The organism is Albibacterium bauzanense (assembly GCF_004339765.1).
Classification (GTDB): domain Bacteria; phylum Bacteroidota; class Bacteroidia; order Sphingobacteriales; family Sphingobacteriaceae; genus Albibacterium; species Albibacterium bauzanense.
Map to the genome: position 1 here is coordinate 434,930 of NZ_SMGO01000001.1, position 16,339 is coordinate 451,268.

A 16,339-nucleotide genomic window follows, 5' to 3' on the forward strand; every position below is an offset into this window, starting at 1 on the left:
GGTTTAATTCATTTATGTTATTGCTAACTTTGCGAATATAATTAATCAAAACTTGTTGAATACTATTTATGAATATTTTTAAGAAAAATGTACTTGTTACTGTTATATCGCTTATTATCGGGGCAGGAATAACTTCATTTACATTCCTGGATGAAGGGATGTTTCCTTTGAGCGATTTAAATCGGGTTGATTTAAAGAAAGCCGGACTTGAAATTAGCCAGACTGATATTTTTAATCCGGGACAGGTTGGATTGGTAGATGCATTAGTACAAGTAGGTGGCTGTACAGGATCTTTTATTTCGGATGAAGGATTAATCATTACCAATCATCATTGTGCTTTTGGTGCTGTGCGTTTGGCCAGTACGCCAGAAAATGATTACCTGACCAATGGTTTTGTAGCGAGACAAAAAGAGTCGGAAATAAAAGCGCAAGGGTTAACCATCCGGATTACCGATAGTTATGAAGATGTTTCGAGTCGGGTATTGCAGGCTGCACAAGCATCGAGTGATCCGGCACAGAGAATTCATTTGATTACTCAGGAGCGTTTAAATATTGCAAAAGAGGCAGAGCTGAAAGATCCTTCTATTAAGGCTGAAGTTTCAGAGATGTTTATCGGCAAGAGCTATGTTCTTTTCCGATATAAAACTATTGAAGATGTACGCCTGGTGTATGTTCCTCAACAAATTATAGGTGAATTTGGTGGCGACACTGATAATTGGATATGGCCAAGACATACAGGCGATTTCTCATTTTTACGTGCTTATGTAGCTCCTGATGGTTCGCCGGCTGCTTATTCAGTAAACAATGTACCTTATAAGCCTAAGAAATTTTTAAAAGTAAATCCGAATGGTGTTAAAGAAGAAGATTTTGCTTTTATATTAGGTTATCCGGGTAGAACATTCAGGCACCGTCCGGCTCAATATATTGAATACCAGGAACGATTCCTGCTTCCTTATACAGCTGCTCTTTATGATTTTCAAAACAATGAAATGGTGAAGGCAGGGAATAATGACCGGGCAATTGAACTTAGTCTGGCAACTCGTATTAAAAGTAATGCGAACGTGATGAAAAACTACCGTGGTAAGATGAAAGGCTTAAAGGCGATAGACCTTCATAAGAATAAACAAGATGAAGACTTGGCATTGGCGCAGTTTATTGAAAACGACAGCCAGTTAAAAGGCAAATACGGTAGCTTAATGGCTGATATTGATAATCTTTACAAGGATATCTTTAGTGATGCTGAACGTGAGCTCTGGTTTAATCAAATCTATGCAAGCACTCGTTTATTGAATGTGGCAAGACAAATAAATGCTTTTAAATTAGCACTAGGAAACAGTGCAAATAAAGAGGAAATGTTCCAATCTAATTTACCACGCCTTAAAAGTATCCTTAACAGCCTGTATGAAAGCTATAACTTTAGTACTGACAGTGCCATCTTCACTAAGATGTTACTAGATGCGTCTAAATTTTCTGACAACCAATCGGTTACTGCGGTTAATAAAAGATCAGATCTAGTTAATTTCGCTAAAAAATCTTTGTCTGCAAGCAAATTAAAAGATCAGGAATTTGTATTCAATAAGCTTTTACTATCTCCTAAATCACTTCTTAGCTACTCAGATAATTTGTTGAGCTTTCAAAATGATTTGCAAACACAGCAAGCAGCATTAAAACCTGAATTGGATCGCAGAGAGGGTGTCTTAAATCAACTAATGGGCGATTATGTGGCAGTTAAGGAGCAGTTTCAGAAAAGGGACTTTATTCCTGATGCTAATAGTACTTTACGTTTAACCTATGGCTATATTCGTGGTTACTCTCCTGCCGATGCTACGTATGTAAAGCCTTTTACCACGATTCGTGGTATTATTGAGAAAGGAGCACTTGATCAGCCTGATTTCCGCTACCCTTCTAAGATTAGGGAAGTTTGGGAAGCTAAAGATTTTGGACCTTATGCGATGAAAGAGTTGGGCGATGTACCCGTTAATCTATTATATAATATGGATACGACAGGAGGAAATTCTGGCTCTCCAATTATGAATGCTAAGGGTGAATTGATTGGTGTAAACTTTGACCGTGCCTACGATGCAACCATTAATGATTTTGCATGGAATGAAAGTTATAGCAGATCAATCGGTGTTGATATACGTTATGTACTTTGGGTAGCTGATAAAATTGACAATGCTGATTTCTTATTAAAGGAAATCGGTATTTGATTTACGAATTTGGTGTGCTAATCGTTTGAACCAATTCGGTTAGTACACCATTATTATCTTTTGGGTGAATAAAACAAACCAATTTATTATCGGCACCTTTCTTTGGCTCTTCGTTCAATAAGCGTGATCCCGCTGCCTTAAAGCGAGCCATTTCTTTCTTAATATCTGCAACTTCATAGGCAATATGATGAATACCTTCTCCCCTTTTCTCGATAAATTGATAAATAGGGCCTTCGTTATTCAATGCTTGTAACAATTCGATCTTACTTTCTCCTATTTTAAAGAAAGCCGTTTTAACCGATTCACTTTCAACAGTTTCAGTTTTATAGCAAGGGCTTTGCAAGATTTGTTCGTAGTTCTTTATTGCCGCATCCAGGTCTCTTACCGCTATGCCAATGTGTTCAATTTTCTCCATCGCTGTTTTAAATAGAATTATTTCATCAAATTTGTTTAATTAACAAATAAAAGTTCACAATCTTTTAAAAAATAAATAAATCGTAATGGCAGCTTCTATTTATTTAGATAATAACGCAACAACGCAGGTTGATCCGAGAGTGCTGCAGGAAATGATACCCTACTTTACGGAAAACTATGGAAATGCTTCTAGTACGAATCATAAATTTGGACAAATAGCCGCTGAAGCAGTACAAACAGCCCGATTAAGGATTGCTGAATTAATAGATGCAACGGATCGGGAAATAACCTTTACCTCTGGAGCTACAGAATCTATTAATATTGCCATAAAGGGAGTTTATAATCGATATCAATCTATTGGTAAACATATCATTACTTGTCAAACTGAGCATAAAGCTGTTTTAGATGTATGCCGTTCGTTGGAAAAACAGGGTGCTGAAGTGACCTATTTAGCAGTAGATAGTCAAGGAAATATTGATTTACAGGATTTAAGGAATGCCATTCGAAAAGATACTGTGTTGATTGCATTGATGTTTGCCAATAACGAAACGGGTATTATTCATCCTATTAAAGAAATTGCCAGCATTGCTGCAGAGAATAAAGTATTATTCTTTTGCGATGCTACGCAAGCTGTAGGAAAAGTGCCTATTTCATTGAAAAGTGCAGGGATTGATATGATGGCTTTTAGTGCACATAAAATCTATGGACCTAAAGGAATTGGTGCATTATATGTAAAACGGAAGACTAGAAGAATACAATTGGAGCCTTTAATGATGGGTGGCGGACAGGAGAATGGTTTACGAGGTGGAACATTAAACGTTCCAGGGATTGTAGGTATGGGTGCTGCTGCTTTATTATGCAAACAAACGATGTTAGAAGAAAGTAAGTGGCTAGAATCTTTAAGAAATTACTTACAAAAGTCTCTATTAAAAATTGAAGAGACAACTGTTAATGGGCTTTCAGATAATAGATTATCTCACACTACTAATATTACTTTTCGGTTTTTAAAAGCCGAACATATTATGGTTAGCTTAGGAAATATTGCCTTGGCATCTGGCTCTGCCTGCTCTACAGGTTCGCTGGATCCATCGCATGTACTTTTAGCCATGGGTTTGAGCAGAGATGATGCTCATGCTTCTTTGCGTTTTAGTTTGGGAAGATTTAATACAGAAGCAGAGATAGATCAAGCAGTTAAACTTGTATCAAGAAAAGTAAAGGAGCTCAGAGAGGAGTCTCCAGCCTGGCAACTATTTAAAAGTGGATTAATTGATTAATTAATTTCATTTTAGGATGACAAGAGAATTGTATGCTTAAATAAATAATGTCGATATTTGTAAAACTATTTAATAGCTATGATTACAATTACTGATAAGGCAAAACAACGCGTAGAAGATGTGATGAAAGAAGAGAATTACGATTCTTCTTATTTCGTTCGTGTTTCTGTTGATAGCGGAGGCTGCTCTGGCTTGACTTACAAATTGGATTTCGATAACCAAGAGCAAAAGGATGACCAGGTATTTGAAGACAAGGGAATTAAACTGGTATTAAATATTAAATCCTTTCTTTATTTAGCTGGTACTGAATTGGATTTTTCGGATGGACTGACTGGTAAAGGTTTCGTATTTAATAATCCGAATGCTTCCCGTTCATGTGCTTGCGGAGAAAGTTTCGCTGTTTAACATCCTCTGATTTTCTTTAGATTATTTTTTTTTATGTTTGTAATGACCTATAAACATAGAAAGATATGAACCCTGTTACGCAAGAAATGACAGTGCCAGACTTGTTGCGCAATGTCATTAAAAACATTCATCCGGAAGATCATTCTTTTTTATTGGAAAAAACAGGTCAGGAATGGACTGAAATCTCATATAAAACAGCCTACGAATATATTAATGCAGTTTCGGCCTATCTTATCTCGATTGGTATTCAAAAAGGCGACCGGGTAGCTTTGCTAATAGAAAATAGTCCGACTTATCTTTATTTTGATCAGGGCATTCAACAAATTGGAGCTATCAATGTATCTATCTACCCTACTCTTCCAGAAAATGACACCGAATATATTTTAAATGATAGTGGTGCAAAGATAATCTTGGTAGGCAATCACTTTCTATTGAAGAAGATAGTAAAGATTGCTAATAACTGCGGATCTTTAACGCGGATTATTGCCGCTTTTGATGATTATGAAAAGACGATAAAAGATGCGCACCTAAAGGCTGGAGTGATTTCTTTTTCTTCACTAATTAATGAAGGTAAAAAGATATTTCCTGATTATGAACGGAAGATCATAGCTGCCTGCGAAGGAATCATTCCATCCGATCTATCTACTCTTATTTATACATCAGGCACTACAGGAATACCAAAAGGTGTAATGCTTACTCACTCAAACCTGGTGAACAATGTTCGGGCAGCTCTGGATTTAATTCCTGTTATTGAGTCAACGGATTTATTCTTATCCTTTCTTCCCCTTTCGCATGTTTTTGAAAGAACTGCAACTTACCATATCTGTTTATCTTGCGGTTGTCGCATCGCTTTTGCCCAAAGTTTAGAGCTACTTGCTAAGAATATGGAAGAGGTTAAACCCACTGTATTAAACTGCGTTCCACGTTTACTGGAGCGCATCCATGATAAAGCAATTCAGGGAGGCACGCAAGCTGGAGGGATGAAAGCGAAAATATTTACATGGGCATTGGCAGTGGGAAAAGAATTTAGGGAAGTGCAGGAAAATGGCACACAAGCTGGTCCGATTTTACTTTTAAAGCACAGTCTTGCAGAACGATTGGTATTCAGTAAAATAAAAGCAAAGACTGGTGGCCAGCTTAAATTTTTAATTTCTGGTGGTGGCGCTCTTTCTCAAAATGTTGGTGAGTTTTTTGGAGACTTGGGTATAAAAATATTGGAAGGTTATGGCTTAACAGAAACATCTCCTATAGTATCAGTCACCGAATATGATCGACAAGTATATGGTACCGTAGGGAGAGTTGTACCGCGTATTGAAATAGGAATTCAAAACTATGAAACCAATGAGATATACACGGTTCAAAGCTATGAGTCTTTTAATCCTTCATTTGAATGTCCTGAAGGTGAAATCATTATCCGCGGACATTGTGTAATGAAAGGTTATTGGAATAAACCAGAAGAAACAGCCAATGTAATTGATAAAGAAGGTTGGCTGCATACAGGAGATATTGGAAGGTTTTATAAAGGAAACCTTCAAATTACTGATCGATTAAAGAATATGCTGGTTAATTCTTTTGGTAAAAACATTTATCCTACTCCGGTAGAGAATACCTATTTAAAAAGTCCTAAAATAGAACAGATTTTTTTGATTGGTGATAAGCAAGAATATATTACAGCCATTATCATTCCATCGCAAGAGAGTTTAATTACACGTTTTAATATTAAAAAGGAGTTTTTTGAAAAGCCGGACCGGTTTATTACAGATTCAGATATTATAAGCTGGCTTAATGAAGACATAGCAAAACTCTCAAACGAATTAGCAAAGTTTGAAAGGATTAAAAAGTTCCTGGTTAAACGTAACCCATTTTCTATCGATGAAGGTGAACTCACACCTACGATGAAAGCCAAACGAAAGGTGATTGAGAAAAAATACGCAAAAGAAATAGATGATCTTTATAAAAGTGATTAGAATCTGATTTTATTTAGCTGATTAAAATCTTACATTTACTGACTCAATCGTCAATATGGCTTTAAATTACGTCTGGATCTCATTTTTTCTTATCGCATTTGTCGTTGCCCTATTTAAACTTATTTTTCTTGGCGATGTTGAGATATTCCAACGTATTATTACTGGAACATTTGACAGTGCAAAGGTAGCAGCAGAGATTTCATTGGGATTAATTGGCTTAATGGCCTTTTGGTTGGGAATTATGAAGATTGGCGAAAAGGGAGGAATGGTTCAGCTTTTTGCAAAAGCTGTAGGACCGTTTTTTCACAAACTGTTTCCTGAGATTCCTAAGAATCATCCTGCCTTAGGATCTATCTTAATGAACTTCTCGGCAAACATGTTGGGATTAGACAATGCAGCTACTCCATTAGGATTAAAAGCGATGAAGGAGCTTCAGGAGTTAAATCCTGATAAAGAGACAGCGACGAATGCACAGATTATGTTTCTGGTATTAAATGCTTCTAGCTTAACGCTGATACCTATCAGCATTATGGCCTATCGGAAAGAAGCAGGGGCGGCTGATCCGGCTGATGTTTTTATTCCCATTTTAATTGCCACCTTCTTTTCTACAATCGTAGGATTAATAACTGTTGCCATCTATCAGAAGATCAATTTATTTAATAAGATAGTTTTAGCCTATTTAGGAGGTATATCCTTATTTATTGGAGGTTTGTTATTTTACTTTAATACATTACCACAAGAAGAAATTAGCACCATTTCTAAGGTAGGTGGAAACGTTACTCTGTTTGCAATCATCGTTTCCTTTATTGCCTTAGCGATGTATCGCAAAGTAAATGTATATGAAAACTTCATAGACGGTGCAAAGGAAGGTTTTGAGGTTGCTATAAAAATAATACCCTACTTGGTCGGTATTTTAGTTGCTGTAGGTGTGTTTCGTGAGGCTGGAGTAATGGATTACCTTGTACAAGGAGTTAGCTCTGTTGTAGCTTGGTTTGGCGCTGATACACGCTTTGTTGAAGCTTTACCAGTAGCATTTATGAAGCCGCTAAGTGGAAGCGGTGCAAGGGGATTAATGGTTGAACTAATGAACGCAAATGGTGCAGACGACTTTGCTTCGCGGGTAGCCAGTGTAATTCAGGGGTCTACAGAAACTACTTTTTATGTTTTAGCCGTATATTTTGGCTCTGTAGCCATAAAGAAGACAAGACACGCATTACCTTGCGCACTTTTAGCTGAACTAGCAGGTGTTATTGCAGCTATTATTGTAGCTTATATATTTTTTGGATAGATATGGAAAACAGAAAAACTATTGCATTAATTGCTCATGATGGAAAAAAAGATGAGATGATTCAATTCGCTAAAGAAAATCACGATCAACTTAACCAATTTCATTTAATAGCTACGGGTACTACCGGACAACGAATCATTGAAACAGCTTTACAGGTTGAACTTAAATTAAGTGGCCCAAAAGGAGGCGACGCACAAATAGCTGCCTTGGCGGCAGAAGGCATATTAAGTGCTGTATTATTTTTTCGCGATCCATTAGGAAAGCATCCTCATGAGCCCGATATTCAAATGCTTATGCGTATTTGCGATGTGCACAACGTACCGTTGGCAACTAACCCTAGTACTGCTAAACTAATATTACTTGGTTTGCAGAGTGAATTATAAAACATGGCCTTTAAAGTAAATGCAAATTTATTGTAATGATCCAATTTAATAATAACGAACAATACTCACCTTTTATAGGAATTGAACGTAAACGATGGAGAGAATTGAATGGATCTATATCCTATAATTTATCCAACGAAGATATTGGTTCTCTGAATGCAATGAATGAGCCATTAACTCTTCAGGAAATACAAGAAATTTACTTCCCGTTAAGCCATTTACTTAATATTCATATTAATGAGGCGCGTCAACTACACTCTGAAGTAAGCGGATTTTTAAAAGACCGAACCCATAAGCTACCTTTCATTATCGGTATTGCAGGTAGTGTTGCAGCTGGTAAAAGCACAACTGCCAGGGTATTACAAAGGTTGCTTTCATTGGCGCCTGATAAACCACAGGTAGATTTAATAACAACAGATGGCTTCTTATATCCCAATAGCGTACTGGAAAGTAGAGGAATACTAAATAGAAAAGGCTTTCCAGAGAGCTACGATACAAGGAGATTAATTCGCTTTCTGGCTGATATCAAATCAGGTAAAAAAGAAATATCTGCCCCTACCTATTCACATCTGGAGTATGATATTATGGAAGGTCAGAATCAGTTAATTAGTTCACCCGATATTGTTATCATAGAAGGAATTAACGTTTTACAAGTTAACTTATCAAAACAACATAAAGGGCCCAGAATATTCGTTTCTGACTTTTTCGACTACTCCATTTATGTACATTCAAATGAACAGAATTTACAGAAATGGTACGTAGATCGTTTTCTATCACTTCGTGATACAGCGTTCAAGAAAGCAGACTCATATTTTCATAAATATGCTAATCTTGATCATAAAGAGTCTATAAGTACAGCCACATCGATTTGGAATGAGATTAATAAACCCAACCTTTTAAAGAATATTTTACCAACTCGCTATCGCGCCAATTTGATCCTTGAGAAAGATGTTAATCACTTAATTAAACGAATTAGTATTCGTAAAATCTAGTTAATCTTTTTGTTGGAAATCGCTGGGTAAAAGGCCTGTATATTTTTTAAAAAAGCGTGTAAAATAGGCTGGGTCATCAAAACCTGTTTGATAAGCAACCTCTCTAATTGGTGTATTTGTCCAAAACAAGAGTCTTTTAGCTTCCAGAATACGCTGTTCGTTAATTAATGTCTTCGCATTTTTGCCTGTTATTTCTTTAATTACATCGTTTAAATGTCCAGGCGATACAAATAACCGCTTAGCATAGTCGCTTACCTTTACTTCCTCAAGTGCATGAACAGTTACCAATTGCTTAAAGCCTTTATAGATTGAATTGTACTTTTTTCTTTTTTCAAGAGAATCGTTCTTCTTTAAATGAAGCGATATCTTGTCTAATAAGGCACTAAATATTTTCGCCAGGATTTCTTTATTCTTTAACTCGCTATCATATTCTTCAATCATTAGATTAATGAAATTCATAAAAGCTTGCATGCTATCGCTATCCAGCTCAATAACATCTGCACCAAATATATCATGCCAATTATTCCTACTTTGTAAAGACATCAAAAACTGTTCTTTAAAAGAGATAAGAAGCAGTTTGGCATTCTTTGCCTTTACATGAAAATGAATCTGTTCCGGGCGCATTACGATTAACGCATTAGCCTGTACTTTGTATTCATGAAAGTCGATAAACTGGATTGTTTCACCTGAGATTAGAAAATAAATACTAAAATAATCATGGCGATGCGGCTTTTTGATCTTCTCCAATGAATCGATGTTCAGATCAAGCCATTTTATATTGAAAAAGTCATCTTCATCTAATATATTCGATGAGCTTTTATATATAGGGATGGATTTACTCTTCATAAAATCAAATGTTGTAATTTCCGTGAAAAGTACTATTAATTCCCGACTTTATTATCTAAATAAAGAATCACTTGCGGTAATTTTGATATTATAATTAGATAAAGACTATCATGAGCAACGAACACGACTTAGTAGAATTGAATGTAACAGGAATGCACTGTAATAATTGTGCGCTATCGGTTCACAAACTATTAGAGAAAAAAGGTCTTCAAGACATTCATGTTGATTTTGCAAATGAAGAGGTAAAATTCTCAGGTGCTGAGGATTCATCATTACCCACTATTATAAAAGATATTGAAGGATTAGGCTTTAAGGTTTACGAACAAGAAGAAGCTCCACAAGAAAAATTTTATGATAAAATAGAGAATCGCTTCTATTTTAGCCTAATCTTTACGATTCCTCTATTCTCACATATGTTTCTGCCTTTTCATTGGTTACATAATCCTTATATTCAGTTAGCTCTGTGTTTACCGGTTTTCATCTTAGGTGCTATCCATTTTGGAAAAAGTGCATTTAACTCCCTTAAAAACGGAATGCCGAATATGGATGTGTTGATCTTTATTGGTTTCACTTCAGCTTTTATATATAGTTTAGTAGGTACCGCATTTGAGTTAGGTGCTAACTATATGTTTTATGAAACTACAGCAGTAATTATAACTTTAGTATTATTGGGAAATCTCTTTGAGAAAAGATCGGTGTCTCAAACTACATCTGCAATCAAGGATTTACTAAAATACCAACAGGTTAAAGCTACTCGTATAAAAGGTGAAACGCACGAAGTTATAGACTCCAGAACGATCCAGAGTGGTGATATATTATTAGTAAATACGGGTGATAAAATACCAGCCGATGGTGATATTATATGGGGAGATGCTTCGGTTAATGAGTCATTAATAACCGGAGAAAGTATTCCGGTTGAGAAAACCAAGTATGATTCGGTAATTGGAGGAACATTGGTTGAGCATGGAACAATCAAAATTAGCGCAACCAAGGTTGGAAAACACTCTGTACTTTCTCAGATCATTGAGATCATGAAACGTGCTCAATCTTCAAAACCTCCTATTCAGCGTTTAGGAGACAAAGTTGCTGGCGTGTTTGTACCTGTTGTAGTAAGTATCTCTGCTCTTACCTTTATTCTTGCCTATTTTGCTTTTAATATTGAGCTGGGTGATTCAATTATGCGAGCTATTGCTGTACTTGTTATCTCCTGCCCTTGCGCTATGGGATTAGCTACACCGACAGCTGTAATGGTTGGTTTGGGCAGAGGCGCAAAAAAAGGTGTTCTAATTAAAGGTGGGGCCACCGTTGAAGAAATGGCTAACCTTAAATACATGGTTTTTGATAAAACAGGAACGCTAACCACTGGAGATTTTAATATCAAAGCAATGGACGTTATTGATATAAGCAAGGAAGACGCAGCTTCTATCATTGTTGGTTTAGAAAGTTATTCGAACCATCCTATTGCAAAATCATTGGTAAAAGAACTTCAGTCTCAAGTAGTAAAGAAGTTTATATTCACCGAAGTAAAAGAGATTAAAGGATTAGGGATAAAAGCCGTTGATAATGATGGTAACACCTATGAAATTGGATCTAATAAGATCATAAATTCTGGCGAAGATGATTTTGATATTTACTTAAAAAGGAACAACAACCTGTTGGTCAAGATCTCTATTGAAGACCAATTAAAACCAGATGCAAAAGAGCTAATCGATATCTTAAAAGAACAAAAGATCACGCCTATATTATTAAGTGGTGATAGAAAAGAGAAGTGTGAATCGGTAGCGAAGAAATTAGGAATCGAAGTAGTTTACGCTGAGAAATTACCGCAAGAAAAGCTGGATATTATTGACTCTTACAAAGAACAGGGAACAACAGCTATGGTTGGAGATGGTATTAACGATGCGCCTGCTTTGACTACTGCTGATGTAGGTATATCATTAGGGAATGCGAGCCAGGTAGCTATTCAATCAGCTAAAGTTGTATTGCTAAACAATGATCTTAAATCAGTTATTACCTTGTTAAAAGTTGGTAAACATACTTTGATCACGATTAAACAGAATTTATTCTGGGCCTTCTTTTACAATGTATTTGCTATACCATTAGCTGCATTGGGCTTTTTAGGCCCAATGTTAGCAGCTTTGGCAATGGCATTTTCTGATGTAGTGGTTATTGGTAACTCACTACGTTTAAAGATTAAAAAATTGAACTAAGCCCAGGCTTTATCACCTTTCGTATAGGCAATATCACCATCATACCTTCCAGGAATCGGATTGTATCTTAAAGCTTTGGTAGCACCTAACTCAGAAGTAAAGTAACCCAAGAGGGTTAGTTCTTTAATCATTCTGAAATAATGGTTAGGCTCACCTTCTTTCTTATTCTTTTGGTATTCTTGTTGTTCTTTATCCAGATCAATTAATAAAGCAGTTCTTTCTTCCGCACTTAATTGCTGAAAGTTTTTGCTGTATTTTTTATTGGAAGCTTCTTCAATTTTTGTTAAACCTTCCATAAATGTCTTTTGATCTTGCTCAGTATAGCAGTCGCGTACCATTACTGGTATAAACTCTCCTACTCCGGCCTCTTTTGCTCCAGGAGTTTTCGTTGCAGGAAGAATTGTATCAGCGATGTCTCCTAAAAAGTCTGTCTGATTTTTTTCAAATAGGCTTGCAACATCTTTTGTGGCAGGACGAGTACATCCTTCAAGGAATAACTGTCCACCTATAATTGTACCACCGAAAACTAATGCTACCCGATTAATTGCTTCTCTTCTATTCATGATGCTTTTCTTAATGGATATTAAAGATTCTGTTTTTTCAATTCGCTAACGGCATAATCTACAGCGCGGGCTGTTAAAGCCATGTAAGTAAGAGATGGATTTACAGCAGCAGCTGAAGCCATGCATGCACCATCTGTAACAAATACATTTAATGCATCCCAAACTTGATTATGTTTATTAAGGACCGATGTTTTAGGATCAAGCCCCATACGAGCAGTACCCATTTCATGAATTCCTTGTCCGAAATAATATCCCGAGTCAAAAGTTGTTACATCTTTTACACCGGCAGATTCTAACATTTCCTTTCCGTCGGCCATCATGTCCTTTCTCATCTTCAGCTCATTCTCACGCAACTCACAATCCATCGCTAAGACTGGCAATCCCCACTTATCTTTTTTCTCTTTGTCTAGCGTAATTTTATTATCGTGGTTTGGTAAGATCTCACCGAAAGCCGTAATTCCTATCGACCAATCTCCTGGTTCGCTTAATTCATCTTTGAAAGCACCGCCAATATTCAATTCAGCAATGTTTCTCGACCAGCCACTCCGGCTTGCAGAACCCTGATATCCGAATCCTCGCAGATAATCGCGTTTATCATCTCCCACATTTCTGTAGCGTGGTATATAGATACCGTTAGGTCTTGATCCATAGTAATATCGATCATCGAAACCTTCCACTCTACCACTTGCTCCTAATCTAAAATGATGATCCATTACATTATGGCCTAATTCACCACTGCTACTTCCTAATCCGCCTTCCCATACATCTGTTGCAGAGTTCATTAGTACCCAGCTAGAATTAAATGAAGAAGCACATACAAAGACTATTTTAGAAAAATACTGATAAGTCTGATTTGTTTCAGCGTCCAATACTTCTACGCCAGTTGCCTTTTTGGTGTCTTTATCATAAAGTATTTGAGTAACGATAGAGTAAGGTCTTATAGTTAAATTACCTGTTTTAGCAGCTGCAGGTAAAGTAGCCGATTGAGAGCTAAAATAAGCACCGAAATTACAACCTAACCAACATTTGTTTTGGTATTGACAATTAGTTCGATCATGATGAGGTACTGTAATATTTGCTGTACGGCCAATGATCATTTGTCGGCTACTATTGTAATGCTTTTTAAGTCGTTCAGCAATATCCTTCTCAACAACGTTCATTTCCATTGGTGGCATGTAATCCCCATCAGGCAATGCAGCAATTCCATCTTTGTTTCCACTAATTCCTGCAAATTTTTCTGCATAACTGTACCAAGGCGCTATATCTTTATAACGGATAGGCCAGTCAACAGCAATGCCTTCTTTGGCATTTGCTTCGAAATCCAGGTCGCTCCATCGGTAACTTTGACGGCCCCATGTTAATGAGCGCCCTCCTACTTGGTAACCACGAAACCAGTCGAATCGTTTAACTTCTGTATAGGGACTCTCCTTTTCATTCACCCAAAACTTGAGATTCTTTTCATTTAGAGGGTAATCACGTTTTAATACCGGGTAATCCTCTATCATTTTTTGAGTACGCCCACCTCTATGGGGGAATTCCCAAGGATCAGTAGTATTGTTTTGATAATCTTTAACATGCTCTACATTCCACCCTCGCTCAAGGACAATTGTTTTTAATCCTTTCTCTGTCAATTCTTTTGCAGCCCATCCTCCGCTAATTCCGGAGCCGATTACGATTGCATCATACGTGTTATCTGCCATAATTTAATAATTTAGGTATTCTATAATTAACTTTCTAAAATTGCTTGTTTTTGATTCCGATCACGGAAAAATACAATAAATAATAAAACTACTATTGCAGCAATAGCTGCAGGTATTAACCATATATTTTGCCAGCTATGTGTACCATCACTATTTAAATAATTATCTACAATTGGTCCTGAAATAAGCGACCCAATTAACATACCAACACCATAGGTTGCTAAAGTGATCATACCTTGCGCTGCAGATTTAAAGCGATCTCCTGCTAAGTTATCGGTATAAATTTGACCAGTTACAAAGAAGAAATCATAGCAAATACCATGAAGAACAACTCCTCCTATTAACATCCAATAGCCTGCATCTGCATTTCCATAAGCGAAGAATACGTAGCGAAGAACCCATGCCAGCATACCAAATGCAAGCATTTTCTTAACTCCAAATCTCACGAAAAGGAAAGGCATAACCAACATAAACAAAAATTCTGATACTTGACCTAGTGACTGAACGGCTGTTGGTGCTGCTACTCCTACTTCAGTTAGAAATGCATTTGTAAAATTATAATAAAAAGCCAGAGGAATACAAATAGCAATGGATGAAATAAAGAAGATTAAATATGATCTGTTTTTAAGTAAACGAAGTGCATCCAGACCTAGTATTTCTCCTACAGATATTTTTTCACCCTTTTTCATCGGTGGAGTACTTGGCAATGTAAAAGAAAATAAACCCAATATCATTGAAGCAATAGCTGCCATTTTAAAAGTATTTCCTAACTGACCTGAATCTTGACTATCCCAGGCTAAGTAGCTAATTAATAGACCTGCTATAATCCATCCTGCTGTTCCCAGAATACGAATTGGCGGGAATTCTTTTTCGGTATTGGTCATTTGTCTGAAGGCAATTGAGTTTGCCAAAGCCAACGTAGGCATGAACAATATCATATAAATTAAAATTAAAGGGAAGAAACCTTCAAATGTAGCTGCTTGTCCGGCAAACCATAGAAGGAGTGCCCCTATTATATGTAATACTGCAAAAATACGTTGAGCTGGAAAATAACGATCCGCGATAATTCCAACGATAAATGGTGCCAGAATTGCACCGAATGATTGTGTTAAAAAGGCTGTTCCGACTTGAGTTCCTGTTGCTTTATAAGTACCAAATAAGAATGTTCCCAGTGTTACAAACCAGGCTCCCCATATAAAGAATTCGAGGAACATCATAAAAGATAATTTAAAGCGGTTGCTTGTGTTCATAGGTTAATGATTAATTGATGGTTTAGTGATTAATGATTATTTATTTTGATATTATTGATTTCTAAATGTACTCATTTTTTAAATTGTCTTTTTCATCTTTTAAACTTCACGGAAGAAACTCCTTTGGATATTTTTGAAAAGAAAGTTCTAATTTACCACCATTATCCTAAAAAGCAAACAAAGGATTGCAATTTAGAAACCTTATAATTGCAAAAGAAGGTCATTGTTGAACTCACGTTGGATATCTATAAACCCTGGGTAATGCACCAATTGGTCGCCAATAAGAATAGCGGGTTTTACTCGTATGGTGATATAGGTTTTCTTTCCAGATTGATTAGTCCCCGTTATAAACTGCTGGATATCATTCCGAATAGAATCATTCGCTAAGAACTCGTATATATTCTTATTAAGCTCTAATCTAACCTCCTTTACTCCTTGTGGTGCAATATCTATTCGTTGATTTATTGCACCTTCAGATAACTTCTGTTTATTAATTAGAATTTCATAATCGAAATAATTAATAGCAGCATAGTCATTGGTTGGATTTGACACTTCAATGGTTAGATCAGCCTTTAAAGGGATACTTTTGTTTATAAAACCAAGAGCAAGAGAAGGTATATTGGTTAAACTCATATCTCTTTTAGAAATAAGTTTTTGAACGTCGGTACCTGATACAAGAATGCTATTTACACGTACAATACGATAAGTACAATCTGCTAACGTCTTCATTTCCTTCGCTTGTTGGCTTATTCCACACCCTGCTAGAACAAACAACATTAAACCAACTGAAATTATCGCTTTCATAAAAATCTATTTTACTGTAAAACCTAGTTCAAA

The 16,339-nt window shown here is 36.4% G+C and carries 14 protein-coding genes; 8 read left to right on the plus strand and 6 right to left on the minus strand.

Annotated elements, in window-relative coordinates; genetic code table 11:
- The first annotated feature begins 68 nt into the window (after positions 1 to 68).
- A complete protein-coding gene (locus tag C8N28_RS01980; RefSeq protein ID WP_132221024.1) occupies positions 69 to 2,210 on the plus strand; it encodes a S46 family peptidase in 2,142 nt (713 codons plus the stop codon).
- A 1-nt stretch (position 2,211) separates the two neighbouring features.
- On the opposite strand, the gene mce is transcribed toward C8N28_RS01980, so the two are convergent.
- Complete coding sequence (mce, locus tag C8N28_RS01985; RefSeq protein ID WP_132221026.1) at positions 2,212 to 2,625, minus strand: methylmalonyl-CoA epimerase; 414 nt, start codon at positions 2,623 to 2,625, stop codon at positions 2,212 to 2,214.
- 85 nt (positions 2,626 to 2,710) lie between these two features.
- On the opposite strand from mce, the gene C8N28_RS01990 reads away from it, so the two are divergent.
- From C8N28_RS01990 to coaA, 6 genes are all read left to right on the plus strand, one after another.
- A complete protein-coding gene (locus C8N28_RS01990; RefSeq protein ID WP_132221028.1) occupies positions 2,711 to 3,898 on the plus strand; it encodes a cysteine desulfurase family protein in 1,188 nt (395 codons plus the stop codon).
- A 78-nt stretch (positions 3,899 to 3,976) separates the two neighbouring features.
- Positions 3,977 to 4,303: a HesB/IscA family protein gene (locus tag C8N28_RS01995; protein WP_132221030.1), complete on the plus strand. Its 327-nt coding sequence runs from the start codon at positions 3,977 to 3,979 to the stop codon at positions 4,301 to 4,303.
- A gap of 65 nt (positions 4,304 to 4,368) precedes the next feature.
- Positions 4,369 to 6,270: an AMP-dependent synthetase/ligase gene (locus tag C8N28_RS02000; protein ID WP_132221032.1), complete on the plus strand. Its 1,902-nt coding sequence runs from the start codon at positions 4,369 to 4,371 to the stop codon at positions 6,268 to 6,270.
- Positions 6,271 to 6,325: 55 nt separating this feature from the next.
- Positions 6,326 to 7,558 carry a nucleoside recognition domain-containing protein gene (locus C8N28_RS02005; RefSeq protein WP_132221034.1) on the plus strand — a complete coding sequence of 411 codons (1,233 nt, stop codon included), beginning with the start codon at positions 6,326 to 6,328 and terminating at the stop codon, positions 7,556 to 7,558.
- Between the two features lie 2 nt (positions 7,559 to 7,560).
- On the plus strand, positions 7,561 to 7,941 hold the full coding sequence (locus C8N28_RS02010) for a methylglyoxal synthase (protein ID WP_132221036.1): 381 nt from the start codon (positions 7,561 to 7,563) through the stop codon (positions 7,939 to 7,941).
- Between the two features lie 35 nt (positions 7,942 to 7,976).
- Positions 7,977 to 8,933, plus strand: a complete 957-nt coding sequence (gene coaA / locus C8N28_RS02015; protein WP_132221038.1) for a type I pantothenate kinase — start codon at positions 7,977 to 7,979, stop codon at positions 8,931 to 8,933.
- On the opposite strand, the gene C8N28_RS02020 is transcribed toward coaA, so the two are convergent.
- A complete protein-coding gene (locus tag C8N28_RS02020) occupies positions 8,934 to 9,779 on the minus strand; it encodes a helix-turn-helix domain-containing protein (RefSeq protein ID WP_132221040.1) in 846 nt (281 codons plus the stop codon).
- Positions 9,780 to 9,889: 110 nt separating this feature from the next.
- Between C8N28_RS02020 and C8N28_RS02025 the strand changes: the two genes are divergently transcribed.
- Positions 9,890 to 11,989: a heavy metal translocating P-type ATPase gene (locus C8N28_RS02025; protein ID WP_132221042.1), complete on the plus strand. Its 2,100-nt coding sequence runs from the start codon at positions 9,890 to 9,892 to the stop codon at positions 11,987 to 11,989.
- Here C8N28_RS02025 and C8N28_RS02030 read toward each other — a convergent pair.
- The 4 genes from C8N28_RS02030 to C8N28_RS02045 all read right to left on the minus strand — a co-directional run bounded on the left by C8N28_RS02030 (position 11,986) and on the right by C8N28_RS02045 (position 16,306).
- Positions 11,986 to 12,552, minus strand: a complete 567-nt coding sequence (locus C8N28_RS02030; RefSeq protein ID WP_132221044.1) for a gluconate 2-dehydrogenase subunit 3 family protein — start codon at positions 12,550 to 12,552, stop codon at positions 11,986 to 11,988. The genes C8N28_RS02025 and C8N28_RS02030 overlap by 4 nt on opposite strands.
- Positions 12,553 to 12,572: 20 nt before the next feature.
- Positions 12,573 to 14,252, minus strand: a complete 1,680-nt coding sequence (locus tag C8N28_RS02035) for a GMC oxidoreductase (protein WP_132221046.1) — start codon at positions 14,250 to 14,252, stop codon at positions 12,573 to 12,575.
- Positions 14,253 to 14,278: 26 nt separating this feature from the next.
- Positions 14,279 to 15,502 carry a nucleoside permease gene (locus C8N28_RS02040; protein WP_132221048.1) on the minus strand — a complete coding sequence of 408 codons (1,224 nt, stop codon included), beginning with the start codon at positions 15,500 to 15,502 and terminating at the stop codon, positions 14,279 to 14,281.
- A gap of 201 nt (positions 15,503 to 15,703) precedes the next feature.
- Positions 15,704 to 16,306: a hypothetical protein gene (locus tag C8N28_RS02045; RefSeq protein WP_132221050.1), complete on the minus strand. Its 603-nt coding sequence runs from the start codon at positions 16,304 to 16,306 to the stop codon at positions 15,704 to 15,706.
- Positions 16,307 to 16,339: the final 33 nt, after the last annotated feature.

Excerpts from the sequence above, each read along its gene's own strand:
- C8N28_RS01980 (WP_132221024.1), top strand. The coding sequence starts at position 69 with ATGAATATTTTTAAGAAAAATGTACTTGTTACTGTTATATCGCTTATT.
- mce (WP_132221026.1), bottom strand. The coding sequence starts at position 2,625 with ATGGAGAAAATTGAACACATTGGCATAGCGGTAAGAGACCTGGATGCG.
- C8N28_RS01990 (WP_132221028.1), top strand. The coding sequence starts at position 2,711 with ATGGCAGCTTCTATTTATTTAGATAATAACGCAACAACGCAGGTTGAT.
- C8N28_RS01995 (WP_132221030.1), top strand. The coding sequence starts at position 3,977 with ATGATTACAATTACTGATAAGGCAAAACAACGCGTAGAAGATGTGATG.
- C8N28_RS02000 (WP_132221032.1), top strand. The coding sequence starts at position 4,369 with ATGAACCCTGTTACGCAAGAAATGACAGTGCCAGACTTGTTGCGCAAT.
- C8N28_RS02005 (WP_132221034.1), top strand. The coding sequence starts at position 6,326 with ATGGCTTTAAATTACGTCTGGATCTCATTTTTTCTTATCGCATTTGTC.
- C8N28_RS02010 (WP_132221036.1), top strand. The coding sequence starts at position 7,561 with ATGGAAAACAGAAAAACTATTGCATTAATTGCTCATGATGGAAAAAAA.
- coaA (WP_132221038.1), top strand. The coding sequence starts at position 7,977 with ATGATCCAATTTAATAATAACGAACAATACTCACCTTTTATAGGAATT.
- C8N28_RS02020 (WP_132221040.1), bottom strand. The coding sequence starts at position 9,779 with ATGAAGAGTAAATCCATCCCTATATATAAAAGCTCATCGAATATATTA.
- C8N28_RS02025 (WP_132221042.1), top strand. The coding sequence starts at position 9,890 with ATGAGCAACGAACACGACTTAGTAGAATTGAATGTAACAGGAATGCAC.
- C8N28_RS02030 (WP_132221044.1), bottom strand. The coding sequence starts at position 12,552 with ATGAATAGAAGAGAAGCAATTAATCGGGTAGCATTAGTTTTCGGTGGT.
- C8N28_RS02035 (WP_132221046.1), bottom strand. The coding sequence starts at position 14,252 with ATGGCAGATAACACGTATGATGCAATCGTAATCGGCTCCGGAATTAGC.
- C8N28_RS02040 (WP_132221048.1), bottom strand. The coding sequence starts at position 15,502 with ATGAACACAAGCAACCGCTTTAAATTATCTTTTATGATGTTCCTCGAA.
- C8N28_RS02045 (WP_132221050.1), bottom strand. The coding sequence starts at position 16,306 with ATGAAAGCGATAATTTCAGTTGGTTTAATGTTGTTTGTTCTAGCAGGG.